Annotated in this window: 22 protein-coding genes and 1 pseudogene; 15 read left to right on the top strand and 8 right to left on the bottom strand. The window is 49.0% G+C overall.

Annotated features, from left to right (window positions below):
- Nucleotides 1–284 precede the first annotated feature (284 nt).
- The 6 genes and pseudogenes from AC50Y5_RS13685 (at nt 285) to AC50Y5_RS13660 (ending at nt 6,969) form a co-directional block, all read left to right on the top strand.
- A pseudogene (locus AC50Y5_RS13685) lies at nt 285–858 on the top strand (alpha/beta fold hydrolase).
- A gap of 257 nt (nt 859–1,115) precedes the next feature.
- Entirely contained in the window at nt 1,116–1,676 is a 561-nt protein-coding gene (gene lepB, locus AC50Y5_RS13680; RefSeq protein ID WP_056036337.1) for a signal peptidase I, read from the top strand.
- A 171-nt stretch (nt 1,677–1,847) separates the two neighbouring features.
- Nucleotides 1,848–3,884, top strand: coding sequence for an S-layer homology domain-containing protein (locus AC50Y5_RS13675; protein WP_494861330.1), 2,037 nt, complete (start codon nt 1,848–1,850; stop codon nt 3,882–3,884).
- A 176-nt stretch (nt 3,885–4,060) separates the two neighbouring features.
- A complete protein-coding gene (locus AC50Y5_RS13670; RefSeq protein ID WP_494861328.1) occupies nt 4,061–4,714 on the top strand; it encodes an alpha/beta hydrolase in 654 nt (217 codons plus the stop codon).
- Nucleotides 4,711–5,481 carry a DODA-type extradiol aromatic ring-opening family dioxygenase gene (locus AC50Y5_RS13665; RefSeq protein WP_494861326.1) on the top strand — a complete coding sequence of 257 codons (771 nt, stop codon included), beginning with the start codon at nt 4,711–4,713 and terminating at the stop codon, nt 5,479–5,481. Before AC50Y5_RS13670 ends, AC50Y5_RS13665 begins: the two co-directional genes overlap by 4 nt.
- Before the next feature lie 30 nt (nt 5,482–5,511).
- On the top strand, nt 5,512–6,969 hold the full coding sequence (locus AC50Y5_RS13660) for a hypothetical protein (RefSeq protein WP_056036345.1): 1,458 nt from the start codon (nt 5,512–5,514) through the stop codon (nt 6,967–6,969).
- A 104-nt stretch (nt 6,970–7,073) separates the two neighbouring features.
- On the opposite strand, the gene AC50Y5_RS13655 is transcribed toward AC50Y5_RS13660, so the two are convergent.
- A complete protein-coding gene (locus AC50Y5_RS13655) occupies nt 7,074–7,724 on the bottom strand; it encodes a pentapeptide repeat-containing protein (protein WP_494861324.1) in 651 nt (216 codons plus the stop codon).
- 49 nt (nt 7,725–7,773) lie between these two features.
- Complete coding sequence (locus AC50Y5_RS13650; RefSeq protein ID WP_494861322.1) at nt 7,774–8,538, bottom strand: helix-turn-helix transcriptional regulator; 765 nt, start codon at nt 8,536–8,538, stop codon at nt 7,774–7,776.
- 133 nt (nt 8,539–8,671) lie between these two features.
- Here AC50Y5_RS13650 and AC50Y5_RS13645 point away from each other — a divergent pair, with 133 nt between their 5' ends.
- Together AC50Y5_RS13645 and AC50Y5_RS13640 are read left to right on the top strand one after the other, a co-directional pair.
- Nucleotides 8,672–10,978, top strand: a complete 2,307-nt coding sequence (locus AC50Y5_RS13645; RefSeq protein ID WP_494861318.1) for a beta-L-arabinofuranosidase domain-containing protein — start codon at nt 8,672–8,674, stop codon at nt 10,976–10,978.
- A gap of 419 nt (nt 10,979–11,397) precedes the next feature.
- A complete protein-coding gene (locus tag AC50Y5_RS13640; protein WP_494861314.1) occupies nt 11,398–12,411 on the top strand; it encodes an NADP-dependent oxidoreductase in 1,014 nt (337 codons plus the stop codon).
- A gap of 194 nt (nt 12,412–12,605) precedes the next feature.
- On the opposite strand, the gene AC50Y5_RS13635 is transcribed toward AC50Y5_RS13640, so the two are convergent.
- A complete protein-coding gene (locus tag AC50Y5_RS13635; protein WP_056036353.1) occupies nt 12,606–13,457 on the bottom strand; it encodes an aldo/keto reductase in 852 nt (283 codons plus the stop codon).
- Between the two features lie 172 nt (nt 13,458–13,629).
- Between AC50Y5_RS13635 and AC50Y5_RS13630 the strand changes: the two genes are divergently transcribed.
- A complete protein-coding gene (locus AC50Y5_RS13630) occupies nt 13,630–14,085 on the top strand; it encodes a MerR family transcriptional regulator (RefSeq protein ID WP_056036355.1) in 456 nt (151 codons plus the stop codon).
- A gap of 96 nt (nt 14,086–14,181) precedes the next feature.
- Complete coding sequence (locus AC50Y5_RS13625; protein WP_494861311.1) at nt 14,182–15,198, top strand: SDR family oxidoreductase; 1,017 nt, start codon at nt 14,182–14,184, stop codon at nt 15,196–15,198.
- A gap of 19 nt (nt 15,199–15,217) precedes the next feature.
- On the opposite strand, the gene AC50Y5_RS13620 is transcribed toward AC50Y5_RS13625, so the two are convergent.
- Nucleotides 15,218–16,267 carry a bifunctional transcriptional activator/DNA repair enzyme AdaA gene (locus AC50Y5_RS13620; RefSeq protein WP_494861309.1) on the bottom strand — a complete coding sequence of 350 codons (1,050 nt, stop codon included), beginning with the start codon at nt 16,265–16,267 and terminating at the stop codon, nt 15,218–15,220.
- A gap of 213 nt (nt 16,268–16,480) precedes the next feature.
- Between AC50Y5_RS13620 and AC50Y5_RS13615 the strand changes: the two genes are divergently transcribed.
- Nucleotides 16,481–16,822 carry a zinc ribbon domain-containing protein YjdM gene (locus AC50Y5_RS13615; protein ID WP_056037031.1) on the top strand — a complete coding sequence of 114 codons (342 nt, stop codon included), beginning with the start codon at nt 16,481–16,483 and terminating at the stop codon, nt 16,820–16,822.
- Between the two features lie 24 nt (nt 16,823–16,846).
- Nucleotides 16,847–17,911, top strand: coding sequence for an LLM class flavin-dependent oxidoreductase (locus tag AC50Y5_RS13610; protein ID WP_056036360.1), 1,065 nt, complete (start codon nt 16,847–16,849; stop codon nt 17,909–17,911).
- 135 nt (nt 17,912–18,046) lie between these two features.
- Here the strand turns inward: AC50Y5_RS13610 and AC50Y5_RS13605 are convergent, their stop codons facing one another.
- Entirely contained in the window at nt 18,047–19,120 is a 1,074-nt protein-coding gene (locus AC50Y5_RS13605; protein WP_494861306.1) for an ABC transporter substrate-binding protein, read from the bottom strand.
- A gap of 125 nt (nt 19,121–19,245) precedes the next feature.
- Here AC50Y5_RS13605 and AC50Y5_RS13600 point away from each other — a divergent pair, with 125 nt between their 5' ends.
- Together AC50Y5_RS13600 and AC50Y5_RS13595 are read left to right on the top strand one after the other, a co-directional pair.
- The gene (locus AC50Y5_RS13600; protein WP_056036364.1) at nt 19,246–20,349 is read left to right on the top strand and encodes a FecCD family ABC transporter permease; all 1,104 of its coding nucleotides are present in this window, start codon (nt 19,246–19,248) and stop codon (nt 20,347–20,349) included.
- 2 nt (nt 20,350–20,351) lie between these two features.
- The gene (locus AC50Y5_RS13595) at nt 20,352–21,119 is read left to right on the top strand and encodes an ABC transporter ATP-binding protein (RefSeq protein WP_494861305.1); all 768 of its coding nucleotides are present in this window, start codon (nt 20,352–20,354) and stop codon (nt 21,117–21,119) included.
- A 207-nt stretch (nt 21,120–21,326) separates the two neighbouring features.
- Here AC50Y5_RS13595 and AC50Y5_RS13590 read toward each other — a convergent pair whose 3' ends face one another.
- The 3 genes from AC50Y5_RS13590 to AC50Y5_RS13580 all read right to left on the bottom strand — a co-directional run bounded on the left by AC50Y5_RS13590 (nt 21,327) and on the right by AC50Y5_RS13580 (nt 24,420).
- Nucleotides 21,327–22,157 carry a carbohydrate ABC transporter permease gene (locus AC50Y5_RS13590; RefSeq protein ID WP_494861303.1) on the bottom strand — a complete coding sequence of 277 codons (831 nt, stop codon included), beginning with the start codon at nt 22,155–22,157 and terminating at the stop codon, nt 21,327–21,329.
- On the bottom strand, nt 22,157–23,026 hold the full coding sequence (locus AC50Y5_RS13585; RefSeq protein ID WP_056036369.1) for a carbohydrate ABC transporter permease: 870 nt from the start codon (nt 23,024–23,026) through the stop codon (nt 22,157–22,159). The genes AC50Y5_RS13590 and AC50Y5_RS13585 overlap by 1 nt, the downstream gene beginning before the upstream one ends.
- 74 nt (nt 23,027–23,100) lie before the next feature.
- Entirely contained in the window at nt 23,101–24,420 is a 1,320-nt protein-coding gene (locus tag AC50Y5_RS13580; protein WP_056036370.1) for an ABC transporter substrate-binding protein, read from the bottom strand.
- A 220-nt stretch (nt 24,421–24,640) separates the two neighbouring features.
- On the opposite strand from AC50Y5_RS13580, the gene AC50Y5_RS13575 reads away from it, so the two are divergent.
- Nucleotides 24,641–26,416: a sensor histidine kinase gene (locus AC50Y5_RS13575; RefSeq protein WP_056036373.1), complete on the top strand. Its 1,776-nt coding sequence runs from the start codon at nt 24,641–24,643 to the stop codon at nt 26,414–26,416.
- Nucleotides 26,417–26,423: the final 7 nt, after the last annotated feature.

Here is a 26,423-nt window from a genome sequence, read left to right as displayed (position 1 = left end):
AACCCCCATATACTTCTTGGTTACAAAAAGAACTAGTCTATTTTACTATAGGTTTGTAAAAATTTCACTTTTAATAATGGAGCAGTATGAAGAGGTTGTTTAAAAAGCTAACGCTTGCAGGACCCTCCTATTCCGCCTCTTCAATGTTTGGGAGGTCCTCTATCAGGGGAATAATATTGCAGCAATGGCTCGCAGCGTATGAAATCTGTCCTTTCTTCACCCGGTGTCAGGATGAATAGAGCTGCTTGCAAGGCTGTAACCCAAACTTGGAAGGGGTGCTTCACATGACAAAATTAACGGTTGGATCGGAAAATAATGCTCCTATTGAGCTTTTTTATGAGGATCGGGGTACAGGAAAACCGGTGGTGCTCATTCACGGCCGTCTTGGCGGCAGCTGTCCCGCCATACCTATATAAAACCGAGGGCAATCCTGATGGCGGCGTTGATGATGCCCTGATCAAGGAGTTCGAGGACGGGGTAAAGAAGGATCGTCTGGCCTTTCTTGATGGATTTACTAAGAACTTTTTTGCCGCTGGGGAAAAGTCGGATTTGGTAAGCGAGCCGGCTCGCTTGTATAACCGCGATATTGCCGCTTTTGCTTCACCGAAGGGGACGCTGGATTGCATCAAGGCGTTTGGGCGCACCGATTTTCGCGATGATTTAACAAAAATAAATGTACCGACGCTCATTATCCACGGCGATTCCGATGCTATTGTGCCATTCGAAGTAAGTGGAAAACGTTCGCACGAAGCCATTGCAGGCAGCAGGCTTGCTTTAATTAAAGGCGGTCCGCATGGCGTTAATGCGACGCATCCCGAGTCATTTAATAAAGCCTTAATTGCGTTTCTAAACGGGTAGAAAACGGTCTAACAAACAAGAACCGCTGAATGACCAAATTTGCAGCACATTAGCGTCTCCTGAGTCCGCAGCCTATTCCATAACCCGTCAATCTGTTGAAATAGAGTCTGCTGTGTCCGCCAAATCTATCTTTGTACAGGGAGCAGATTCACGAAACGAAAAGCATGAAGCTGCCCTGCCTGGCTTCAGGTTTTCATGTAGTAGAGTAAATGGTATAATTTAGGGAGTCTTTGAAAGAGGAGGATGACGTTATTAAGATGAAAGCCTTGAAGGAGATTGGCAGCTGGGTCAGCACTTTCGGCATTGCAGTTGTACTTTCATTAATTATTGGTGTATTTGTTATTCAGCCCTATAAGGTTGACGGTCATTCAATGGACCCGACTTTGCAGGATAAGGAACGAATTTACGTTTCGAAAATCTCGCACACGTTGTCCAAGCTTCCGGAATATGGCGATGTGGTCGTGATCGACAGCCGGGTGAGCAGAGAACGGGATTTGACAGATGATCTTTTGGAGCACCCGCTGCTTCAGCTTTTTATGAAAAATAATACGAATGACAACGCCGTGTTTTATGTGAAAAGAGTGCTAGGCAAACCTGGCGATGTGCTGGAGTTTAAGGATCATAAAACCTATCGCAACGGTGTGGCGCTGGACGAGCCTTATCTGAATGAAACGATGAATTTTGTTTCGGATCAGCAATGGAACGTTCCTGAAGGGCATATTTTCGTCATGGGCGACAATCGCAATCATAGCTCGGACAGCAGGGAAATCGGATATATTCCGCTCGATCATGTGATGGGCGTTAAAAAGTTTCCTTAACTTTTGGTTTAGCTCCTCTTCCTCATCGTATAGCATCCGTAACATAACCTAAGGGCCCTCAAAGTGAGGGTTCTTTGCGTTGTCCAAGACTTTGTCATTTTCCTGTCATTGGCAAGGGCTATACTAGTGCTAACGGGCATTTATTAAGACGATAAGGAATGAGGGAAAGCAATGAAAAAAAGTTCAACAATGAAATTGGGTTTGGTTTTAATTTTGACTCTCGCTTTGTTAAGCGGTTGTATCTCCTCGGGCAGCCTTGTAACAGTCTATTATAATGGTGGGTTGCCAGACGCTTCAGAACATGCATTTATACGGTATTCCGATGGAACGGTCACACAGGTTCCGGATGTTAACGCAGGGGAAACATCGGTAACCGTAAATACCTATGCTGATAAAACGATGATGGGCGGGTATGTAACGGATGGTCAGGTCAGCTGGATTCCCGGACGTTCTTATGGCGGCCAATCCGTATCATTATCCAACATTCAAACGTACAAACCGACAGAGGCTGTAGATTATGTTGCTTTGGCCGAGCTGCCACATACGGATGTCAATCATCCGGATTATACAAGTGTCACTTTTTCTGTTTATGATGCGGATGACGAGCTCGTGACGGGACGAACAGAAATATTTATTCATACGAGTAATCCGAATTTACTCTTTTATGATATGGATCCTGATTATATTTCGAATGCTTCAATATTCGGGGGGATGTCCTCCTATACGAATAGCGGACTCGTGACGTTTTTAATTAAAAATAACGATGTTAATGTTCCTGTGACTTTGGCACAATTAGCTGTATACTCTGGTCCGAAATTGATTACGGATAACTTTTTTCATGTCGTAACAGATATTCAGGTCAGTGGGTCTGGCGGTATCGATACGGTCGATGTAGGTCAATCTTTAGCGTTAAATGCAGCAGTGCTTCCAATCGATGCGGCTAATCCAGCGGTTGTCTGGTCTGTTGTGGACGGTACAGGCTCAGCGACGATTGATGCAAACGGGCTGTTGACGGCCGTATCGGCCGGAACAGTTACAGCGAAAGCAACTGCCGTTGACGGCACTGGTATTGTAGGGAGCAAGGACATAACGATAAACGTGCCTGCAACGCCGACACCAACGCCGACACCAACGCCAACGCCAACACCAACACCAACACCAACACCAACACAAGAGCCGACGCCAACAGCGACACCTGTGTTGGTAAACTCCGTCTTGGTATCGGGGCAAGCCGCTGTTCAGACTGGCGGTACCATCCAATTGGCAGCAGAAATTGCACCTGTGGATGCAGCGGACAAATCGATCGTTTGGTCGGTTGAAAATGGTACAGGTGTCGCCTCCATTAATGCCAGCGGCTTATTGACGGGCGTGTCCGCAGGTACGGTTACTGTGAAAGCAACGGCGGCCGATGGTTCGGCTGTGTTTGCCTCCCATAGCGTTGTTGTTCAAGCGCCAGCTAGTGGTGGAAGCAATGGAGGCGGCTCTTCGACTACGCCTGTAGCGACAGCAACGCCTACAGCAACGCCAGCGCCGACACCGACATCGGTGCCAGCGCCCCAAATAAAGTTCAATGATAAAGTCGTCAAGATTGATGATGTGATCACAGGACTTGCGAAGCAAGTAGATGAAGCTAAAGCTAATCCAACAATCATCCCATTTACGGATACCGGCTCCCACTGGGCAAATAAGACGGTTGACGTCTTTGCTAAGCTCGGCATCGTTAATGGATATGAGAACAATGCCTTCCGTCCGAATGCAAGCATTACCCGCGCTGAATTCTCGGCCATCATTTCCAAGTTATTTGGCATATCCAGCCCTGCTGCAGGCGGCAGCGTGCTAAGTGATGTTTCGGGCCACTGGGCGGAAGCGGCGATTGGAAGCCTGCATGCAGCAGGCGTAATTTCAGGCTATAAGGACGGCACATTTAAGCCGAATCAGGAAATTAGCCGTACTGAAATAATCGCAATCCTTGCTAAAATTATTGATCTTGATAGTGTGAATGCAGCGAGTGTGCCTGCTTTCACCGACATTAATCAAGTGTGGAACAAGGGGCAAATTGAGAAAGCCGCGGCAGCTGGCATCGTCAGCGGAGCTGGCGACGGAACGTTCCAGCCGAATAACCAAGCGTCCCGTGCGGAGGCTTTAACAATGGTGCTGCATGTTCTGCAATTGAATCCTGAGCTTAAAGCGCTGCTGGAAACATTGTAGTTTGTTTATAAAAAAAAGAAACCAAGCAGCGCGTGCCGATCCCCGATCAGCACGCGCTATTTGCATGTGTCAGAAGCGGGCGCAGCGATTTTCATGTTGACCAAAGCTATAGCTTCACTATATATTTGTAATACAGAACTTTAATTCTTATTACTAATATTTTGAGGAGGGCCACTATGAACCCCGCTTATCATTATGATGTTCACCTGCCAGCGCATGCGGAGGCAGGCCAAACCTATCCTGTTATTTTCACCCTTCATGGGAAAGGCTCGAATGAGGCAAATATGCATGGGCTTGTAGCGCCTTTAGAGGACAAGTTCATCATCATTAACATCCGAGGCGACCTTAGGCTGGGCGCCGGTTACCAATATTATGAGCTGAAGAGCCTCGGCAACCCGATTCGGGACATTTTTGACCGGGCTGTGCAGCAGCTTGAAGGTTTTATTGCTTATGCAACGGAAAAATACCCGATTGATGCGAGCCAGCGTTATTTGCTTGGCTTCAGCCAAGGTGCGATTTTATCGATGACGCTTGCCCTTACGATGGGGGACCAGTTGAAAGGCATTGTTGCGTTGAACGGCTATGTGCCAGAGTTCGTCAAACACGAATATGTTTTGCAATCACTGGAGAACGTATCCATGTTTGTCTCGCATGGTGAATTTGATTCCGTATTTCCGATTCGAATTGGACACGAGACAGCGGATTATTTTCAAGCGCTGACGCCGCAATTGACCTTTAAGATTTATCCGACCGACCATGGCGTGTCCGAAGAAAATCAACGGGATTTTCTTGCATGGCTACTTGAGAACAAGGGGGAACAAGCACAATGATGCCAGCATACTTTTTTGCCCATGGCGCGCCGTCCATTGTATTGGAGAATAATGGTTATACGGCTCTATTGAAAAGCTTTAAGGAGCAGACGCCAAAGCCGAAAGCGATTGTCCTTTTTTCCGCCCATTGGGAGCAGACGGTTCAGACAGTGGGCGCTGCTCCAGCGTACAGCACGATTTATGATTTTTCGGGCTTTCAGGATGAGCTGTACCAGATGACGTATCCGGCGGAAGGCAAACGCCAGCTCAGTGAAGACATTCAAGCCTTGTTCACTGAACATGGCATTCCAAGTGTGCTGGATGAGGAGAGAGGACTTGATCACGGCGCTTGGGCCGTACTCAAGCTGATTTATCCGGATGCGGATATTCCCGTCGTCGCGCTTTCGGTTAACCGTTATTTGACCAATGAGCAGCAGTATGAGATCGGCAAGGCATTAGCTGCGCTTAGGGAGCAGGATGTGCTGATTATTGGAAGCGGCGGAACCGTCCATAATCTCAGAAAGCTGAATTGGCAGTCTGAAGGCATTGACGAATGGGCGGAATCATTCGATAATTGGCTGCAGAGCAAGCTTGAGGCATGGGATCTCCCGGCACTATTCAATTATAGGGAGCTGGCTCCCTTTGCGCAGGAGGCAGTGCCGACGAGCGAGCATTTTATCCCGCTCCTGCTGGCTATGGGCTCGGGTGATAAGAACCGTCAAGCAACGTTGCTTCACCGCAGCTACCAGTACGGCAATTTAAGCTTAAGCTGTTGGAAGTTCAACTAGAGAGCAGAAGCAGAAGAGAAGGCGAAGGTCATGACAGTTGGGACAAAGGCAGTGATCGATAGAGCAGTTATTTTCGCTCTCGCTGCCGTTTTTATTTTACAGCAGTTTACGCAGTGGGGGCCGCTTGTTTATGTGCTGGGCGGACTTTCCTTTATGGCGGTGCTCCTGCTGCTGCCTAAGCTCAAAGGAATCGCGCTGTGGCTGAGTCTTTTTTTTATAGCTGGCGGGGTCGTCCTGATGCTGGCACAGCAAGCGGATGCCGCATATTGGTTTAAAGCCGCGAGTATGAATGCGACGTTGGTTACCTTATTCGTATTTGCTCCCTTGTTCGGCATTCCGGTACGGCTGCCGGATTATGTTGCTGCTCTGAAGCGGTTCTATGAAACGCGTATGCGCAGCACGACAGCCCTGTTCATCGGTACGCAGCTTATGACGCATATAATGGGCGGGTTTATAAACGTCGGGTCTATTCCCGTCGTTTATCATTTGGTATTCGTTAAGCCCCGCTCCGGGCGCTTATCCGGGCTGCTGGCGAACGCCTTGAATCGCGGCTTTGGAGGCGCGATTTGCTGGTCGCCTTATTTTGCAGCAATGGCGCTTGTCACCTCGGCGCTTAAGCTGAATTGGTCAGCGCTGCTGCCCTATTTGATCGGGCTGTCGCTGATCAGCCTGTTGGTAAGCTTGGCTGTGGACTTTAAGCAGCTGCGTGCAAAGGATGAGGCAAGTGAGCTTGCAGCAGCGCAGACAGATGAGCTGGGCCAGGAAGCCATGGAAGTCACGGAAGTCACGACAGTCACGCGATCCACGAAAGCGATCGAGAATCAGCGAGGCCAAGGCATGGAGAAGGAACACGGAAGACGGGCCTCCTTTCCGATGGGACTCGCTATTTATTTGCTGTGTGCGACGGCGGCCATTTTGCTGCTGGAGCAGCTGATTGAGCTTCCGATGGTGCTGATTACTTGCATGGGGGCGGTTGTTTTTCCGCTGCTGTGGTGCCTTGCGAAGGGAGCACTCCCGACATTCCGGCAGGGACTGACGAATCATTTGACCGTTACGCTGCCCGCTTTGCAAAAGGAGATTACGCTGTTTTTAGCCGCAGGCTTTTTCAGCGGATCGATTAGCGCTACAGGTTTTGGGCACGTCATTCCCTCCCTGCTCGGGCACATACCTCTGCCTATTGCATTATCGTTTTCTATTTTCACAATCGTTATGATTGCTGCTACCTCATTAATTGGCCTTCATCCAATTGTATGGGTGACGATTCTCGCGACCAGCATTGATCCGGACGTCGTGCAGATCAGCCCGATTTATTTCGCCGTTTTGCTGCTCGGAAGCTGGGGGCTGTCCAACCCGATTTCTCCCGCTTCGGCGGTGAACAATTTGCTGGCGGGATTATTCAACAAGTCGGTTTTCGAGCTGGCAAGGCCGAATTATAGGTTTGCTGCCGTTATGGGACTGGCGCTCTTATTGTATTTAATGATGGTCTGAATGAAAAAAAGGGCACCCTTCGGGGATGCCCTTTTTGATTTTATAATGGCAATCATAGTTAAAACCATGTTCAAAATAACGCTTCAAATAGCCTAGCGAAGCTGCTACTCCTTCAAAATCAACCCAAACAGCGCCACAAACACATACGCCTGCTCTCGCGAAATGACGCAATCCTTCAAATCCTCGGGGGCTACGGCAATCCCATTAAATTCGCAGGTGCTTAAATCAAGGCCAGCGAGCTTCGTATTTGAAAATTGGGCTTGGTCAATTTGGCATTGGAAAAGCTCGAGTTTTTGCAGCTTTGCAAAGCTGAAATCAACTTTGCCCATCGAGTTGTCCTGGAAGGATACCTGCTTCATATCAGACATTCTAAAATTGGCGTAATCGGCCAAATTGTCCTTCCAAACCATGTTTCGCAGCGTGGCTCCGGTCAAATTCATGCCAATCATTTTGCAGTTTTTGAACACAGTCCGGTGGATAATGGCATCGCTAAAATCGGCATTCGATAAATCACATTTGTCGAAAATCACATCCGTCAATTCGACCTCGTTCAGCGCAGTCTCGGTAAACGTGACATTTCTGAAAATAATTTTGTCGAAAATCACCTTGCGAGCCTGCTGTCCATCCCATACGCAATCCTGGATAATGCCCATTTCAAAAAAAGCATGAGATTGCAGCTCGGTCTGCTCCAGCACAGGAAGCTCAATCGGCAGGATCGGTGCCTCAATCGCCATCGTTTTCTTCTTTTTATTCAATACGATCATCTCCCAAACTTCTTCCAGCTCATTTGTCCGTATGCAACCTTTAAATATTGAGCGGTGTCGAGTATAAAATATTGCGATAATCACTCGGCGTCATGCCCTCATAATGCTTGAATGTTCGCAGAAACAGCTTATAATCGGAAAAACCGCATTCGCCAGCAACTTCCTTTACGCTCAAATTCGTGTTCAGAAGCTTCAGCTTCGCCCGGCTGATCCGCTGCGTCAAAATATAAGCTTTAATGCCCATCCCTTTCTCCCGCTTCACAACCTTCGAAATGTAATCCTTATTAAAGTTGAACACTTCTGCAATTTTACGGACATTAATGTCCAGATGCAAATGGGCATCAATCCACCTGCAAATGTTGTCGACGATGGCGTGCGGGGCATGATTTTGCTGGTCAATCGTCCGCGTAAGCTCATTCAATAATAACAATAGAGCGGCATTTGCCTCCTCCGCCGAAAAAGAAGAAACATGCAGCAGCTGCTTAAACAGCTGATTAATCGTCGACGGACCATCAATCGGCACATGGGTCGGATAGCTCCGATATGGCTCCGCCTTCGTACCGTAATGTACCCAATAAAAGCTGACGGGCGACTCGCTATTCCGATAACCAAAATGAGTCATGCCGGGCTGCAGCAGCAGCATATCACCTGGGCGGACGACATATTCCCGCTCTTCCTCAGCGATATACATCTGTCCTTCCAGCATCATAATGATTTCATAATGCAGCGCATTTCGTTTCATGTGCGACCAGTTGCCTTCGGATATGAATTTACCGCATAAGTAATGGCTCAGCTTTTCATTCATGTAGACTGATTTATCCACCTTTTCTTTGATTATGAGTCTGATTATTTCAAATTTGATTTGATAAGATACTATCATGAATGGTAGCCACTGAATAGCAAATAGCTGATTTTAGGTCTAGGGAGGACTCATAAATATGGAAAAAATAAATCAAGGCTTCGTCAGCCAAAGCGACGTATTGCTGCTGGACGGCCTCTTTAAAACGTCACAGGAAGTTGGCGAGCGTTATCTGCACGCGCTTGATATCGACCGTTTTCTCGCCCCGTGTTATGAGGCGCATGGCTTGGCTCCCAAGCAGCCGCGGTACGAAGGCTGGGAAGCCAGAACGATCAGCGGTCATTCGCTCGGGCATTATATGTCGGCACTTGCCGTCACCTATCAGGCAACGGGCCATGAGGCGCTAAAAGCGAAGCTGGATTATGCCGTATCGGAGCTTGCAGGCATTCAAGCGGCGACCGGCAGCGGATACGTTGGAGGCTTGGTCGAAACTCCTTTTATCGAAGCGTTTAAAGGCACGGACATTGGCGGTTTTAGCATGAACGGGTATTGGGTTCCGTGGTACAGCGTGCATAAAATTTATCAAGGCTTAATTGATGCGTTCACGCTGACTGGAAATGAGGAGGCACTGCACGTTGTCAAAGCCTTTGCCGATTGGGCAGTAAATGGACTCTCGCAAATGTCGGAGGAGCAGACGCAGCATATGCTGGAATGCGAGCATGGCGGCATGAATGAAGTGTTTGCGCAGCTGTATGGCCTCACGGGACAAGCTGTCTATATGGAAGCAGCGGTTCAATTTACGCATAAAGCCATCATTTCGCCGCTGGAGCAGGAGCGGGATGAGCTGCAGGGCAAGCATGCCAATACGCAAATACCAAAGGTCATTGGTGTGGCCGAAATGTATGAGCAGAACAAGGATTTTACAACCTATCGCACAGCTGCCGAGTTTTTCTGGCATACGGTGGTCGGCAGACGCTCTTATGTTTTTGGCGGAAGCAGCCTCTCGGAGCATTTTGAAGCGATGGATATGGAAAGCTTGGGCATTAAATCGGCAGAGTCGTGTTTTACACATAACATGCTTGTGCTGACCCAATATTTGTTTAGCTGGGAGCAAAACAGCGCGTATATGGATTATTATGAAAACGCCTTATACAATCACATCCTCGGTACACAGGACCCGCATACGGGCAATAAAACTTATTTTGCCTCGACGCTGCCGGGCCATTTCAAAATTTACGGCACCCGCGATTCCGCTTGGTGGTGCTGTACCGGAACGGGCATGGAAAACCCGGGCAAATATGCCGAGGCGATTTATTTTGAAAAGCAGGATGATCTGTATGTGAATTTATATATGGCCTCCGAGCTGGAATGGAAAGCCAAGGGGCTGGTCATCAGGCAGGAAACAAGCTTTCCGTATTCAGACACCGTGAAGCTTGTTATTGCCGAGGGAACGGCAGAGGCTAATCTTAAGCTGCGCGTCCCATCCTGGCTGCCTTGTGAGCTAGTGGCGGTCGTCAACGGCGAGCGCAAATATGTTGAAAAACAAGCCGGATACTTGACCATCAGCGGGACATGGAGCAAGGGGGATCATATTATTGTCACGCTGCCGCTGGCACTGAGGAAGTACACCGCCAAAGATAGCGCAAGCAAAATCGCCTTTCTTTATGGCCCAATCGTGCTTGCGGGAAGGTTTGGGGCTGATGGCCTTCCGGAGGATACGATCGTCGATGAGACCGCATTAAGCATGAAGACGGCGGATGTGCCTGTGCTTTGGACGGAAAGTGAGAACCTGTCTGACTTCATCAGGCTGAAGGACGCCGAAACGCTGACATTTGAAATAGCGAAGGAAGTGACCTCCGATGGGAAGGGGGCAGCACTCGTGCCTTTCTACGCGCTGCATCATGAGTTTTATACGCTGTATTGGAATTTGAATGACGAAGGCGATGCTTTTGAGAAGAAGCTAAATAAGGTGACCATCGATAGCGTACAGCCGGACGGGCAGCAGGATGAAATCGGGCATCAGCTTCAAGGCAACTGCTTAACGAGCCCCTATAACGGGTCGTTCACGGACAATCAGAACAAGCTGCATATGTGGAGAGAAGCGTTTGGCGTCAGCGATGCTTACTTCAGCTACCGGCTTGCGGTTGATGGATCGAACAAAAATAATCTTTGCGTAGCTTATTGGGGCGGCGATCATTTTCGCTTTGAGCATGAAGGTACGGCATATAACCGCGAGTTTGAGGTGCTGGTCGATGACGAGATCGTCGGAGAGCAGACGATTCATTGCAATAAAATCGGCCATATTTTTTATGTGACCTATGAGATAGCAGAGCCGTTCACACGAGGGAAGGATAGTGTCATTGTCACCTTTAAGGCCAAGTCGCCTGCGAGCTGTGCGGGGCGTGTTGCGGGAGTTAGAACGACAAGTGCGATAGTCAGCCCATAGGGCTGCGGTACAAAAGAGCGACACAACACCATGGTACAAAAGATCATGGTACAAAAAGATCAAAGTACAAAATCAAGGGAAGCAACTGGGGCCATAAAAGGCTCCGGTTGTTTTGGCATTTTCACCGATTGAATCACAGTTGCAAGCAAACAGCGAAAACGGTTCGATGAAAATCGAACATTGAAACTTTATCCCCAGTATGTTATTTTCTTAAAATATAGGAAAGACATGATTTCGCCAACCTTTCTCTATATTTCTCGGACTGAAACGCGCTGCGCCGCCAGAGGACGACGAATTCGTTTTTGCTTGAATACAACGATAGCTGTACTTTGAAAAATCTTTATTGTGGCTCGGGCCCCAGAATGCCGCCCGGTAAAATGGATATATTAGTTTAAAACAAGGAAGAAGGTTTTGGAATCATGAACGAAACTTTAAATAATCGGATGATCGTGTTGGCAGCACGGCCTGAGGGCATGCCGACAGAGCAGCATTTCGCGATGAAGGATGCTGCGGTGCAGCAACCGGCGGAAGGGCAGGTTGTCGTCCGCAGCCTGTATTTATCGGTTGATCCATATATGCGGGGACGGATGAATGACAGCAAGTCATATATTCCTCCATTTGCTTTAGACGAGCCGATTGTCGGCGGTGTTGTTGGCGAGATTGTCGAATCGAAATCCGAGCAGTTTGCAGTTGGAGACAAGGTGCTCGGCATGCTGGGCTGGAAGCTGTACAATGTCGTGGATGCTGCCAGCGTTCGCAAGGTAGATGATCAAATGGCGCCATTGCCCGCTTATTTGAGCGTTTTGGGCCTTACAGGGCTGACTGCTTATTTCGGCTTGCTGGATATTGGACAGCCTAAGGCAGGAGAAACCGTCGTCGTATCTGGCGCAGCAGGCGCGGTCGGCATGATTGTCGGGCAAATTGCGAAGCTCAAGGGCGCTCGTGTCGTTGGTATCGCAGGAACGGATGAGAAGACCAGCTATTTGAAGCAGGAGCTCGGCTTCGATGAGACGATTAACTACAAGACGGTCGGCGATCTGGGCAAAGCGCTGGAAGCGGCATGTCCGAATGGAGTCGACGTTTATTTCGACAATGTCGGCGGCGACATTTCCGATCAGGTGATGCTGCTGCTGAACACGCATGCGCGCATTCCGCTATGTGGAGCTATTTCCTCATACAATAGCAAATCGGGCGACATCGGCCCCCGGATACAGACGCAGCTGATCAAGACGCGTTCGCTTATTAAAGGCTTTGTGCTGGGCGACTATGCCGACCGTACGGCTGAAGGCATTCAGGCGCTAGGACAGTGGCTCGGAGAAGGCAAGCTGAAATACGAGGAGACGATTGTCGAAGGCTTCGACAAAGTGCCTCAAGCGTTCCTGCAGCTGTTTGAAGGCAAAAATATGGGGAAAATGCTGGTTAAGATTCCTTAGAAAAAGGCATCGACAGAAATGTCGGTGCCTTTTTCTAAGTTTTTTTCTTCGTTACGGTCTCTTAAAGGTAAGGCTGGTATGATTATTGTAAGTATAAATTGACACAAAGAAAGGACAGGTGCGCTGCCCTGTCCTTTCTTAATAGATATGAGGATAAACGCGTGATGAGTTTACGGTTCGAGCAAGGTTACAGGCTACAGATCGACTCTCAAGGTGCCCAGCATCTTGGCGAATTTCGGATCGTGGTACGATAAAAAAAGACTTTCCCGCGTATCGAGGGCGGAAATTTGCTCGATATCGTCAGCGCTCAACTCAAAATCGAAAATGTCGAAGTTTTCGACGATCCGCTCTTTGCGCACCGATTTTGGAATAGCTACGATTTCACGCTGAACAAGCCAGCGCAACACAACCTGGGCGACGGACTTGTTGTGTTGCGCTGCAATCGAGGTCAGCACTTCGTTGCCGAACATGTTGCCCAGTCCTTCAGCGAACGGCGCCCACGACTGGTGCTGTACTCCCTGCTCTTTCATAAAAGCGGCGCTCTCGAGCTGCTGGTAGAACGGATGCGTTTCAACCTGGTTGACAGCAGGCACGATTTCGTTATGCACGATGAGGTCCATTAGACGGTCGGGCAGGAAGTTGCTGACACCAATCGCCTTGATTTTGCCTTCGCGGTACAGGTCTTCCATCGCGCGCCAAGCGCCGTAGTAATCGCCGAACGGCTGGTGAATAAGGTACAGATCAAGATAGTCGAGCTGAAGCTTATTCAAGGATTTGGAAAACGCCAGCTTGGCACTCTCGTAGCCGGCATCTTGAATCCAGAGCTTGGTCGTGATGAACAGCTCTTCACGCGGAACGCCGCTGCGCTTGATCGCGCGTCCGACCGCTTCCTCATTCAGATAACCGGCGGCGGTGTCGATCAGGCGGTAACCGGCTAGCAGCGCTTCATATACCGCGTTCTCGCATTCTTCAGCATCGGGAATTTGGTAGACACCGAAGCCGATGATTGGCATTTTCACACCGTTGTTCAAGGTTACAGTTTGCATTGTAATTCCTCCTATTGTTCAAATGTAATAGGGCAAACGGCCGTGAATCCCGGGAATCGTGCACCGCAGCGGCTGATTTCGTGAACGGCCGATTTGCATTATAATAAGCTTATCGCCTTCGTGTTACACGAAGTCAAGTGGTCTTATCATTTTTTTCCAAGGAGGATTACTCATGCATACGGTCAAAGAAGCCGCCCTGTTAACGGGACTTACCGAGCACGCTGTACGCTTTTACACCGATAAAGGGTTGGTGCCAAGCCTACAGCGCAATGAGAATAATATCCGGCTGTTCGACGCAGAATCCATCAACTGGCTGTATGGCGTCAAATGCCTCAAGCAATCAGGGATGCCGATTGAAATCATCAAAATGTACGTCGATCTCTGTATCGAAGGGGATTCGACCATTCCGCAACGCTGCGAAATCATGATGGAGCATAGAGAAGCGGCGCTCGTTCAGCTCGAAGAAGCCAAACAGCGCGTCGCCCATTTGGAAGAGAAAACCGCCCTATATCAGGCCATTATGGAGCATCGTACTCCAGACACGACCAATCCCGGCAACTGGGAAAAATTCCGGCATATCCATGCTGACGTATTTTATTCGCCCTCTGTTCCACGAGGAGGCGAATAATGAACGCTTAGTCGTAGTATTCGCACGAGCCCCATGCTATCATTAAGAAGAAAAGAAGCAGCTTTTACAGCAATACCATACTAACGGAGGTGTTTTATGAAAGCGCTATTTATTGGAGGAACGGGAACGATTAGTTCTGCCATTACGAAGCAGTTAGTAGAGAGTGGATGCGAGCTTTATCTTTTGAACCGGGGAACTAGAAATGCTGATTTGCCAGCAGGTGTACATAGCATTAAAGCCGATATTAATAATGAGGAGCAGGTGGCGGCGCTTATCGCCGATCTGTCATTTGATGTAGTAGCGGATTTTATCGCCTTCAAGCCAGAGCAGCTCGAGCGCGATTACCGCTTATTCAAGGGAAAAACCAAGCAGTTTATGTTCATCAGCTCGGCCTCAGCCTACCAGACGCCGCTGTCGGATTATCGCATTACCGAAGGAACGCCATTATCCAATCCATATTGGGAATATTCCCGCAACAAAATTGCTTGTGAAGAGTATTTGACTAAGCAGTATCGCGAGCAAGGCTTCCCCATCACGATTGTAAGGCCAAGCCATACGTATGACGAGCGCTCGATTCCGCTGGGTGTGCACGGCAATAACGGAAGCTGGCAGGTCGCTAGGCGTATGCTTGAAAATAAACCGGTCATCATCCATGGCGACGGCACATCCCTCTGGACGATGACGCATAACAGCGATTTTGCCAAAGGCTTTATCGGTCTAATGGGCAACATTCACGCGATTGGCGAATCCGTGCATATCACGTCGGATGAGTCGGTGACCTGGAATCAGATTTATGAAATCATTGCGGATGCGCTAGGCGTAAAGCTGAATGCGGTGCATGTATCCTCTGATTTTCTCGCTGCGGGCAGCAAATATGATTTCCGGGGCGGCTTGCTGGGCGACAAGGCGAACTCCGTCGTCTTTGACAATGCGAAGCTGAAAAAGCTTGTTCCAGAGTTTGTAGCTACGACGCGGCTTGATCAAGGCATCAAGCAGACGGTTGCCCACATTTTGGCCAATGCTGAGCATCAGAAGGAAGACGAGGAATTCGATCTTTGGTGCGATAAAGTAGTGAATGCTCTGGCTGCTGCCGAAAAAGCTTTAGCCGAATAGCTCGTTTGAAGCGGCTGCTTCAGCATGATGCTTGTCTCTCATGCCGGAGCAGCCAATTTTTTCGGGATAATCCGCCTCCATAGCCGCCCAATTCGCCGTTTGAATTAATAACGCGATGGCAGGGGATGATGATAGCCAGCTGATTGGCTCCATTGGCCTGGGCGACTGCGCGAAAGGCTGTAGGCTTTCCAAGTGCTGCCGCAATGTCGGAATAAGAACGAGTTTCGCCCGGCGGTATTTTCACCAGCTGTGCCCACACGCTTTGCTGAAACGGCGAGCCTAATAAAAATAGCGGCGTCTTAAATTCCGTCAATTTCCCGTCAAAATAAAGCGCCAGCTCCCGTTCAATGGACTGAATGGATGCTGTTGTGCCGGGAATGATCGCGGATTTGGTCCTTTTGCGCAGCCGCTCGACCTCGCGCTCAAGACCCCTCCGATCTACAAACTCCAACAAATACAAGTACTGCTCATTGCCAATCGCCATCATCGGCCCAAGCCGAGTATCAATCCATGACGCCTTCAGCACTTTGTCATCTTCCAATAGAGTAGGAGCCGCCCCCATAATACGGGAGAAGGCATCGCGAAACCCGCTGCTGGATTCATAGCCGGTCGTGAGCTGCGTATCCATAACCGATTGGCCAGCTCTAATGTTTTTCAAGGCGATGCCCATACGGCGGGCACGGGCATATTCGACGAAGGTCATGCCGAAGCGCTGCTTAAATTGGCGGCGAGCCGTTGATTCATCGACGGATAGATTTTTGAAATCATGGCCCTTCCAGCGCTTTTCCGGATTTTGCTCCACCGCTTCGACGAGCAGGCGAACGACCTCTGACACTTGATTCGGATGGGAAAGCGGCTGGCAGCGCTGGCAAGGGCGGAAAGACGCAAGCAAAGCCTGCTGCGCCGTTTCATAAAATTCGCAGTTTTCAAACTTAGGCTTGCGAGCGGGGCACGTTGGCCGGCAAAACACGCCCGTCGTTTTGACTCCAACGTAAAAAACGCCCTCATATTCGGTATTTTTCTCTATTAAGGCCCTATAGCATTCGGGATAACGTTCGGCAGGTATCATGGCGTGCGCCCCTTACTTTTTCTGATGGATTTTATTATATCGATTCCTGACTGCCGTTGCAGCCGAAAATCAGGCATTGATTTCACCGCGAAACGGCAGCTTTACCGCCGGAGGACGGCTTCAGCCGTTTACGCTTGCTATTTTACCGTTTATAATGAAACTTCCAAGCAAAGTCGTAACGATTATAGTAACAGGAATGGAGGGCATGAATACATGTCTAGCTTGCCAAATTGTCCACAGTGCCAGTCGCCATATACATACGAGGATGGGCTGATGCTTGTTTGCCCGGAGTGCGCGCATGAATGGAATGCAAATGCACAGGATAATGCCAATGAGGATGAGAAGGTTGTAAAGGATTCGAACGGCAATGTGCTGAGCGACGGTGATTCCGTCACGGTCATTAAAGATTTGAAGGTCAAAGGCAGCTCGCTCGTCGTCAAAATTGGCACCAAGGTCAAAAACATCCGGCTCGTCGACGGCGATCATGATATTGATTGCAAAATTGACGGCTTTGGCGCTATGAAGCTGAAATCGGAGTTTGTTAAAAAAATATAGAGTGGAAGCAGGAGGGATTGTACGGTGGAAATAGGAATTAGTACGTTTGTCGAAACCTCGCCCGATGTAGAAACAGGAGAGGTTATGAGCCATGCCCAGCGTATTCGCGAAGTCGTTGAAGAAATTGTGCTTGCGGATCAGGTCGGGCTGGACGTTTATGGAGTAGGCGAGCATCATCGCGAGGATTATGCGGCCTCCTCTCCAGTCGTTATTTTGGCGGCTGCTGCCGCACAAACGAAGCAGATTCGATTGACGAGCGCTGTTACGGTGCTGTCCTCGGCTGATCCTGTGCGCGTGTTTCAGGATTTTGCTACGCTGGATGGCATCTCAAACGGGCGTGCGGAAATTATGGCAGGGCGGGGCTCCTTCATTGAATCGTTTCCGCTGTTCGGCTATGATCTGGACCACTATAATGAGCTGTTTGATGAAAAGCTGGCGCTGCTGTTGAAAATTCGCGAATCTGAAAAAGTAACGTGGGCAGGCGGCCATCGCCCAGCCATTAACAATCTGGGCGTTTATCCACGCCCTGTTCAGAACCCTTTGCCGGTATGGATCGGCAGCGGCGGCAACCAAGAATCGGTTGTCCGCGCGGGCCTGCTCGGCCTGCCGCTTGTGCTCGCCATTATCGGGGGCAGTCCGATGAATTTTGCACCGCTGGTGCAGCTGTACAAGAGAGCCGCAGCCCATGCGGGGCATGATGCCTCGAAGCTGCCCATCGCTTCGCACTCGCACGGTTTTATTGCAGAGACGACGCAGCTCGCAGCAGACAAGTTTTTCCCTTCGACGCAAGCGGTTATGAATGTGCTCGGCAAAGAGCGGGGCTGGGGGCATTATGACCGTTCCAGCTTTGACGCTGCCCGCAGCATTGAAGGTGCGCTTTATGTCGGCGATCCCGAAACGGTTGCCCGTAAAATCATTAACCTGCGCAAGCATGTCGGCATTACGAGATTTTTGCTCCATACGCCGCTCGGCACGATGCCGCATGAGGACGTAATGAACGCAATCAAGCTGCTTGGCACGGAGGTTGCACCGCGAGTGCGCGAGGAAATTGCCAAGTGGGAAGCGGAAAACGAAGGAAAGACGAACTAAAATAGTGTGATGCCATAAAAAAGCGCCTCTTGCTTGCGGACCAGCTCTGATAATGAACTGGACCCGTAAAGGAAGAGGCGCTTTGTCGTTTCTGTTGGTGCATGGCTGAAGACGGCCAATAGATAGCTGCAAGATTTAAGAGGTTTTGGACAAGTTGTCTCCCAGCTTCTCGACACCGTCAAAGATGTGGTAGCCGTAGCCCCAGAAATCATTGAAATCGATAATGAATACTTTTTTGTTTTGGATAGCGGACATGCTTTGCAGAGCTGGATTTTCATAAATATTTTTCACGGATTCATTGATGTCCGGTCCGCCTTTATAATCCGAGATGACAAGGAAATCAGGGTTTTTCGCAACGAGCTGCTCCGCGCTGATTTCACCGGAAACGTCGGCGAAGCTGTTGGTCACCTTCAACAGGCTAAGCGCCTCGGCTTGGAAGGTATCATTATTTGCGCTGTAGACGGCAATGGAATCCGGCGTGCTGCTTCCAATAAAAGCAAAGCTCTGCTCCTGATTGCCGGCAAACCGAGTCTCGATATCCTTGGCGCGCTGCTGCAAGCTCTGGACAAGCTCCTGCGCCTTATCCTGTACGTCGAAAATTTGGCCCATTTGCTCAATGTCTTTATAAAGATCACTGAGTACAGCACCCGGACGGGAGTTGTTTTGAACAAAAGTAGCAATATTAAGCTCGTTCAGCGAGTCAACCGTTCCGACGCCCCAATCTGCATCTGCAAACAGGTCGCCACGGCCGAGGACGATATCCGGCTTCGCTCCGACGACAAGCTCCTTGCCGACATATGTCTCGGATAAGACAGGGATTTTGGCGAATGGCTCGGCAATGTCAGCCTCCACATCGCCGTAAAGGGCGGCGACGCCAACGACTTTATCCGTCAAACCAAGTCGGATCAAAATTTCCGCAGCGGACTGCGTATTGGCGACGATGCGCTCCGGTGCTTTCTCGAACGTTTGCGTTTTCGGCTGGAAGGAGCCGCTTTCTGCCGACAAATTGAAATTTTCAAGGGTGAGCGGATAAGCGGTTTTGCCGCCGGGGCTCGGAGAAGCCTCTACTACTGCTGCTGAAGCCGTCGCTTCGGCGGAAGGGCTCGGGGAACTGCTTGGCGAATTGGTCGAAGCGGAAGAACAGCCAGCGGTTACTGCCAGAGCAAGGGGAAGTGCAAAAAACGTCATTTTACGCAAAAAACGAAACATATCCTACTAACCTCATTTCATATATTGTCTTTAATTGACGAAGAGAATCATTATCAATTATACTTAAAAACAGTCAGTTGTAAACTAAAATCGGAACAATGAATGAAAAGGCAGGGTAAATCGGGATGGCAGAGGTTAGTGTAAGCAGGCAGGAAGAGAAAGAAGCTCTTATTCGAAAAAAGTCGCTGTTTTTAACTTTAATGCTCGTACTCGCGGCTGTTATCGTGGTGTCGATTGGCGTTGCCGTATCAATCGGGCAGGTAAAGATTCCGTTAGGGGATTCTTATCGGATTTTGCTCTACAAGTTATTAGGAATCCAGCTAGGCGACGGGAGCGCGATGGAGACAAGCTCGTTTGTTGATATTTTATGGCAAATTCGGTTTCCACGTGTATTAATGGCATTGTTTATCGGGGCCGGGCTTACGATGTGCGGCACGGTCATGCAGGCGGCGGTGCAAAATCCGCTGGCAGACCCGTATATTTTGGGCATTTCCTCGGGCGCATCGCTCGGTGCGACGTTTGCAATTTTAATTGGCTTTGGCGCGGGCGGTCTGCTCGGGCAGACGGGGGTTGCCTTCTGGGCATTTACAGGCGCTTTGGGCGCATCGCTGCTCGTCTTTATATTAGCAGGCATTGGTGGCAAAATGACGTCGGTTAAGCTGGTTTTGTCGGGGATGGTCATCAATGCTTTATGTACGGCTTTCGCCAATTTTATTATTTATATCGCAAACAATGCCGTTGGCATTAAGACCGTCACGTTCTGGACAATGGGCAGCCTGGCTTCGGCAAAATGGGACAAGCTCCCGCTCATATCGCTCGTCGTTGTTGGGGCTGCGCTGTTCTTCCTTTTTCAGTCGCGGATATTAAATACCATGCTGCTTGGCGATGATACGGCGGTGACGCTGGGCGTTGATCTGGCGGTGTTCCGCAAAATTTATTTGCTGCTGGCTGCGCTTATTACAGGCGTCATTGTGGCGAGCTGCGGTATGATCGGGTTCGTCGGGCTTATTATTCCTCACATGGTGAGGGGACTGGTCGGCTCGGATCATAGAAGGCTGATGCCGGCCTCCATTTTGGTTGGCGCCATTTTTCTCATCTGGACCGACGTCATTGCCCGGACGATCATTCCAAGCGTGGAGCTGCCCATCGGCATAATTACGGCGATGATTGGCGCGCCGCTGTTCATGTACATGCTGGTCAAAAAAGGCTACGCCTTTGGAGGGAAATAACGATGAAGCTGACGGTGGATCATATTTCGGTATCGTTTGCGAGTACGGATATTGTGAAGGATATATCGCTCAAGGTAGACAACAAGCAATTTGTAGGCCTTATTGGCCCTAATGGCTGCGGCAAATCAACCTTGCTCAAAAGCATTTATAAAGTCATTAAGCCCAAGCAGGGACAGGTATTTCTAAGCAGCACCGATGTATTAAAATCCAAGCCAAAGGTGGTATCACAGCAGCTTGGCGTTGTCGGACAGTTCAATGAAATGAGCTTTGATTTCAATGTGCGGGAGATGGTCATGATGGGCCGGACACCCCATAAGGGAATGCTGGAGACGGACAATCAGCGGGATGAGGAGATTGTGGAAGAGGCGCTGAGCAAGGTGAATTTGTCCCATTATGCGGAACGAAGCTACATGTCGCTCTCAGGCGGGGAAAAACAGCGCGTCGTGCTGGCGAGGGTGCTTGCACAGCAGCCAAAGTTTATGATTTTGGATGAGCCGACGAATCATTTGGACATTAAATACCAGCTGCAAATTTTGAGCATCGTCAAAGGGCTGGGCATCGGCATTTTAGCCGCCCTTCATGATTTGACGCTGGCAGCAGAGTATTGCGATTATTTGTATATCATTAAGCAGGGGCAAATTTACGCGAGCGGAACGCCAGAAGAAGTACTGACGAAAGAGATGATCGGCGACGTATTCGACGTCAATTGCGAAATTTATAAAAATCCGGTAACGGGCGGACTTGGCATTGCATATTTGAATTCGCAGTAAGTAATTAGCAAGCGCCCAGGTCGCATAAGGCAGAGAGAAGGAAATCGGGGAAACCTGAGTTTCTTCTCTTTTTATGTTTCTCGCCCCAGACGGTTGTTCGGCTATTGGCAGCTCAAGACTGGCTCTATTTAAATACAACGGTCCATGTAAAAAGCCCCCGCGCAGGAGATGGCAATCCGGCGCGAGGGCTTGGGGGGAGTGTGGCGGTCAACCTTTGACCGCGCCAGCTGTAAGGCCGCTGACGATGTATTTCTGTGCGAACAGGTAAAGCACAAGCACAGGGAGCGAAGTCATAACGAGATCGGCGAAGATCAGGTTCCAGTCCCGGCTGTATTTGCCGTAGAAATTGTAAACGGATAGCGGCATCGTCCAGTCGGAGCTGTCGGTGAGGAAATAAAGCGGAATCGTAATATCATTCCATACCGACATAAACACCATAATCGCCACAGTCGCGTTCACCGGAACGATGAGCGGTGTAATAATGCGGAAGAATACAGCAAGCATGCTCGCGCCTTCCAGGAAAGCTACTTCATCGAGAGCTCTCGGTATCGATTTGATAAATCCGCTATACAGGAACACGCTGAACGCGACGTTCAAAGCGGCGTAAATGAAAATAACACTCGTAATGCTGCCATAGAAGCCCAGCCATTGTACGACACGAATCGTCGTAATAATCGACATCGGAGCAATAAGTCCCATAAAGAAAAACATATACAGGAAGCTCGACAGCTTTGATTCTCTTCGCACCAGAATGAAAGCAGCGGCTGAAGAGGTAATAATGTTGACGATGGAAGATACGCCAGTAATCAGCAGCCCATTCAGGAAGGCACGGCCGAGGCCGCCTTCTTTAAAAACCTGCGTATAGTTGGTGAACATCCACTTGTCCGGAAGCGCGAGCTTAAATCGCAGCACCTCGGAGCTGGTCATGAAGGAACCGAAAATCATCATGAGCAACGGCACAATAATGATCAGGGAAGCGATCAGCAGAAAAATTTCGACAATATAGTTGCGAAGCGCAAGTTTGCGTGTGTAGCTCATTATTCAGCAACCTCCTTACGACGCATGAAGATCAGCAGTGGAATGGAAATAACGGTAACCGCCGCGAACAGCAGCGTATTGATCGCTGTACCCATGCCCCAGTTGCCTTCTCCGAAAGCGCGGAGAATAATCGTTCCGACAACCTGGGAAGCGTTGCCCGGTCCGCCGCCTGTAAGGACGAATACTTCGGAAAATACCTTCAAGCCGCCAATGAGCGTCAGCATGAGATTGATATTGATAGCGGGCAGCAATAACGGGAGCGTAATTTTGCTGAACGTGCTCCACACGCCTGCTCCGTCAATCGTCGCTGCTTCATAATATTCTTTGGAAATAGACTGGAGCCCGGCCAAATAAATCGCCATCTGGAAGCCGGTATGCTGCCAGATCGACACCAGGGCAACGGTCCAGATTACAATGGATGGATTGGTCAGCCACGATTGGCCAAAGACACCTAGGCCGATGGCTTCCAGAAATTTATTGATGGTGCCATCTGTACGCAGCATTGGCGTGAACACAATACTGATAACGAGAACGCTCAAAATCGACGGCGAATAAAAAATCGCGCGCAGCAGATTTTTGGATTTCAGTCGCATGTTGAGGCCAATGGCTAAGGCGATACCAAGCACGTTTTTTCCGATAACCGTAACAATCGCGAAAATAAAAGTATTTTTCAGGGCTAAAATAAGCGTCTTGTCGGAAAAAATCTGTTTGAAATTGTCCCAACCGATAAATTTAAGCGTTTCGCGGTCAAGCCGCCAGTCCGTAAAGGAGTAAAACAAGCCGATGAGGGCAGGCAATACGAAAAATACACAATAAACGAGCAGGGCCGGCCATATTAGATAATAAGGATACAAGCTTTTTGTCTTCATCTGTAATCACGCTCCATAACAGCTTGGGCAGAATAAAGCCCTGAAGGACCTTATTCTGCCTAGTGTTCTATCAATTAAAATCCGGCAACGCCTTTATCTTTCATCAATTGTGCAAACTTGTCGTTCCAAGCAGACAATACTTCTTCCGGTGTTTTGGCACCAGCAAACTGATCCTGCAGGTTTCTGTACAGCTCACTGCGGTCTACCAGCATATGCGCATCTGTAGTCAGAACGGTTTTCTTCGGTGTAATGTAGTTATCTACGATTTCCTGCTTGTAGTCAGGCAGCTTAGGAGTCGTCACATCGTTGAAGTTGGAAACATAGCCCTGTGAATCAACAATTTTTTGTGCCTGCTCTTTGGAAGCGATGAACTCAAGGAATTTTTTAGCTTCAGCCATATGCTTCGCTTTTTTAGGAATGAACAGCTGTCCACCAAGCGGGCTTGCGCCAAGGCTTGCATCTTTGGAAGAAGGAATCGCGAACAGTCCAAGGTGGATGCTAGGATCTTTTTCCGCTACGTTCTCGATCAGCCAGTCGCCCATGAACATCATAGCCACTTCTTTGTCCAGAAATTTACCAACGGCCATATCGTAGCTGTCGCTCAAAATATCAGGATTCGTGTAGCCTTTTTTGAATACTTGGTACTGCTGGTCCAGCAAAGTTGCGAACTCAGGGATGTCTGTCCATTTTTTCTTATTGCTGTTCAGATCATCGAACAACGTTGGGTCATTTTTCGCTGCATAATCTGCGAATGCGGCTGCTGGCCAGATGTTGGCTGCCCAATTATCCTTGAACGGCATGAATACCGGTGTTACGCCGCTTGCTTTAATCGCTTCGCATACCGCAAGGAATTCCTCGAAGGTTGTCGGAATCGACAGGTTCAGCTCCTTGAACATATCCTTGTTGTACACAACGCCTTGCATGCCTGTGTCTTGGCTGACATGGAAGCTGTATACATGATCATTAGCGGACAGCACATCTTTGTTCAACAGACGGCCAACCCATGGCTCGCTATCCAAAATTTCAAAGTTGCGCTCCAAGTTCAGGTCGGTTACGGCGCTTGCCAGGTTGTACTGGATAATATCTGGAGTTTCATCAACCGCCAGCTTCGTTTGCAGCACGGTTGCTGTCTGCTCAGCTGGAAGCAGTTGAAGATTAACTTTAATGTTTGTCTCTTTTTCAAAAGCATCAAGAAGGTCTTGCGCTACAAAAGCGGAGTCCTGCGAGCTCTTGGAAATGGCTAGCTCCAGCGTTACTTTACCGCCGCTGCTGCCGCTTCCTCCGTTGGTTGCTGTACCTGCTGGGCTATTGCTGTTTGATCCGCATGCCGCCAGTGACAAAGCCAGTAAGCTTGCGATGACGCCCGTTGCAGCTTTTTTCATCTTGTAATTCATTTTTATATCCCCCCGTATTGAAATGTATGTGAATCATTCTGAATGCGGTTACAGGTTCGATTATAGACTTTAGAGCCAGATAGGTACATGTTTGGCATTTACCTTTCATGTGTAATATTCTGAACCGTCCACTCTGAGCCATTCACCGCTTGTCCGTCGATATCTGCAAATGGTACAGTAGGAGCATTAAAAGGTTCAAGGAGGAATAGGGCTGGCTATCATGAATCGCAAGTTCGGTAAAAACCAATTCCAAGCGAGTCTACAGACCAAGTTTTTTCTAACGTTCGTTGTGCTGCTGCTTATCGTGCTTGGCAGCTTTCTGGTCTATGTCAACCTCGTCGTTATACAACCGCTTAAAGAGAAGACCGAAAATGAAAAGCTGATGTCAGCAGAGAAGGTCAGCGATCAGCTCGATATTTATATCGATAGCCAAAATCAGCTATCCCAACGTATTTTGTCCAATAAAGATGTTTATATTTTGCTGGCCGATGACGCCGCTTCCCAAACGTTTGAAGGATTGTCCCGCAGCCGCAAGCTGAAGGATATTATGTTTCAGGCGATTGGGCCAAGCTTGAACATTCAGGATATGATTATTTACAACCTCGAAGGCTCTGCATTGGTCTCCTATATAGGCTACGACCGAACGCCGCCTTCTTTAAAGCCGCTGCTGGCAGACAGCGAAACTTCAGCGATTTGGAGCAGAAGCGGCTATTTGCTCAATCGGGAGGAGGCAGGAAAAGTCTCGTTTATTCGCCCGATTATCAATCAAAATGGTGAAATTTTCGGCTATTTGTCGATCCAGCTGGATCAAGCTTATTTGCAAATGCCGGCGGAGGGGCTGGCAGACAGCGAGGTATTTGTTTTGGCGCAGGACGGTCAGCTCATCTCAAGCTCGCAAAATGCAGAGGTCGACAAACTGCTGTCTACGCTGGAGCCGCGGTCGGGAGCAAGCGGCATGTATATGGATCATCAACAAAACTACATTACGTATTACAAATCCAGCAGCTCCGATTGGACGACCTATATTGTCACTCCAAAACAAGCGGTGCTCGGCCCCGTCAGCTCGATCAGCAACATTTCCATCCTGCTCATTACTTCGCTGATGCTGTTTTCCTTTTTTTACATTTATTTTTCCGCCAAAAATTTATTGCTGCCGATTCGCAAGCTGCGCAATCAAATTTTGCGTGTCAATTACAGCAATATGAATGTGAAGGTGGACAGCCGCTCGCATAATAATGAGCTGATTTTGCTCAATGAGTCGTTTCAGGAGCTGCTGGAGCGGCTGCAGCAATCGATTGAGCGCGAGAAGCTGGCGCTGCATGAGGAAATTAAAGCGCGCAATTCCGCGCTGCAAGCGCAAATCGCGCCTCATTTTATCCATAATGTGCTGTATTTGATTAGTATTGCTGCCCAGGAGGGCAAGGATCAGGTCGTTCAGGATATGTGCAAGCAGCTGTCGGACAGCCTGCGTTATGTTGTATCCTCTCCCTATCAGCATGTATCGCTGTCGGACGAGCTGGCATATACGCGCAATTATTTATCGCTCGTCCAGCAGAAATACGAGGATGATTTGGAGTGGGACATTGAAGCTGATGATGATTTGACGGGCTTGATCCAGCTTCCGCGGCTCGTCATTCAGCCGTTTGTTGAAAACTGCATTGAGCATGCATTCGAAAATACAGACCCGCCTTGGCGAATATCGATTCGCTTCAAGCTGTATAACGGATTGTGGGCGATTGAGATTAGCGATAATGGCGAAGGGCTCGCCGACGATAAAATCAAAGAAATACTCGGGAACATTGATGATTCCGATTCGGGAGCGCTTGAGCTGAAAATGAACAGCACGGGCATTGGCAATATGGGCATGGTGAATACGGTTAACCGGCTCAAGCTGATGTACAAAAACCGCCTTTTTTTCAATGTTTACAACAATGCAGAAACGGGCAAAGGCGCAACGATTCAAATTATTGCATCACTGACGAAGGATTTTTACTGATGAGGAG

The organism is Paenibacillus sp. JT22N7 (assembly GCF_059383875.1).
The sequence above is the reverse complement of the archived record's forward strand: the minus strand, read 5'-3'. Positions and strand labels throughout refer to the sequence as shown.

Coding starts and splice junctions, on each gene's coding strand:
- lepB (WP_056036337.1), top strand. CDS start 1,116: ATGAAAGCCTTGAAGGAGATTGGCAGCTGGGTCAGCACTTTCGGCATT.
- AC50Y5_RS13675 (WP_494861330.1), top strand. CDS start 1,848: ATGAAAAAAAGTTCAACAATGAAATTGGGTTTGGTTTTAATTTTGACT.
- AC50Y5_RS13670 (WP_494861328.1), top strand. CDS start 4,061: ATGAACCCCGCTTATCATTATGATGTTCACCTGCCAGCGCATGCGGAG.
- AC50Y5_RS13665 (WP_494861326.1), top strand. CDS start 4,711: ATGATGCCAGCATACTTTTTTGCCCATGGCGCGCCGTCCATTGTATTG.
- AC50Y5_RS13660 (WP_056036345.1), top strand. CDS start 5,512: ATGACAGTTGGGACAAAGGCAGTGATCGATAGAGCAGTTATTTTCGCT.
- AC50Y5_RS13650 (WP_494861322.1), bottom strand. CDS start 8,538: ATGAATGAAAAGCTGAGCCATTACTTATGCGGTAAATTCATATCCGAA.
- AC50Y5_RS13645 (WP_494861318.1), top strand. CDS start 8,672: ATGGAAAAAATAAATCAAGGCTTCGTCAGCCAAAGCGACGTATTGCTG.
- AC50Y5_RS13640 (WP_494861314.1), top strand. CDS start 11,398: ATGAACGAAACTTTAAATAATCGGATGATCGTGTTGGCAGCACGGCCT.
- AC50Y5_RS13635 (WP_056036353.1), bottom strand. CDS start 13,457: ATGCAAACTGTAACCTTGAACAACGGTGTGAAAATGCCAATCATCGGC.
- AC50Y5_RS13630 (WP_056036355.1), top strand. CDS start 13,630: ATGCATACGGTCAAAGAAGCCGCCCTGTTAACGGGACTTACCGAGCAC.
- AC50Y5_RS13625 (WP_494861311.1), top strand. CDS start 14,182: ATGAAAGCGCTATTTATTGGAGGAACGGGAACGATTAGTTCTGCCATT.
- AC50Y5_RS13620 (WP_494861309.1), bottom strand. CDS start 16,267: ATGATACCTGCCGAACGTTATCCCGAATGCTATAGGGCCTTAATAGAG.
- AC50Y5_RS13615 (WP_056037031.1), top strand. CDS start 16,481: ATGTCTAGCTTGCCAAATTGTCCACAGTGCCAGTCGCCATATACATAC.
- AC50Y5_RS13605 (WP_494861306.1), bottom strand. CDS start 19,120: ATGTTTCGTTTTTTGCGTAAAATGACGTTTTTTGCACTTCCCCTTGCT.
- AC50Y5_RS13600 (WP_056036364.1), top strand. CDS start 19,246: ATGGCAGAGGTTAGTGTAAGCAGGCAGGAAGAGAAAGAAGCTCTTATT.
- AC50Y5_RS13595 (WP_494861305.1), top strand. CDS start 20,352: ATGAAGCTGACGGTGGATCATATTTCGGTATCGTTTGCGAGTACGGAT.
- AC50Y5_RS13590 (WP_494861303.1), bottom strand. CDS start 22,157: ATGAGCTACACACGCAAACTTGCGCTTCGCAACTATATTGTCGAAATT.
- AC50Y5_RS13585 (WP_056036369.1), bottom strand. CDS start 23,026: ATGAAGACAAAAAGCTTGTATCCTTATTATCTAATATGGCCGGCCCTG.
- AC50Y5_RS13580 (WP_056036370.1), bottom strand. CDS start 24,420: ATGAATTACAAGATGAAAAAAGCTGCAACGGGCGTCATCGCAAGCTTA.
- AC50Y5_RS13575 (WP_056036373.1), top strand. CDS start 24,641: ATGAATCGCAAGTTCGGTAAAAACCAATTCCAAGCGAGTCTACAGACC.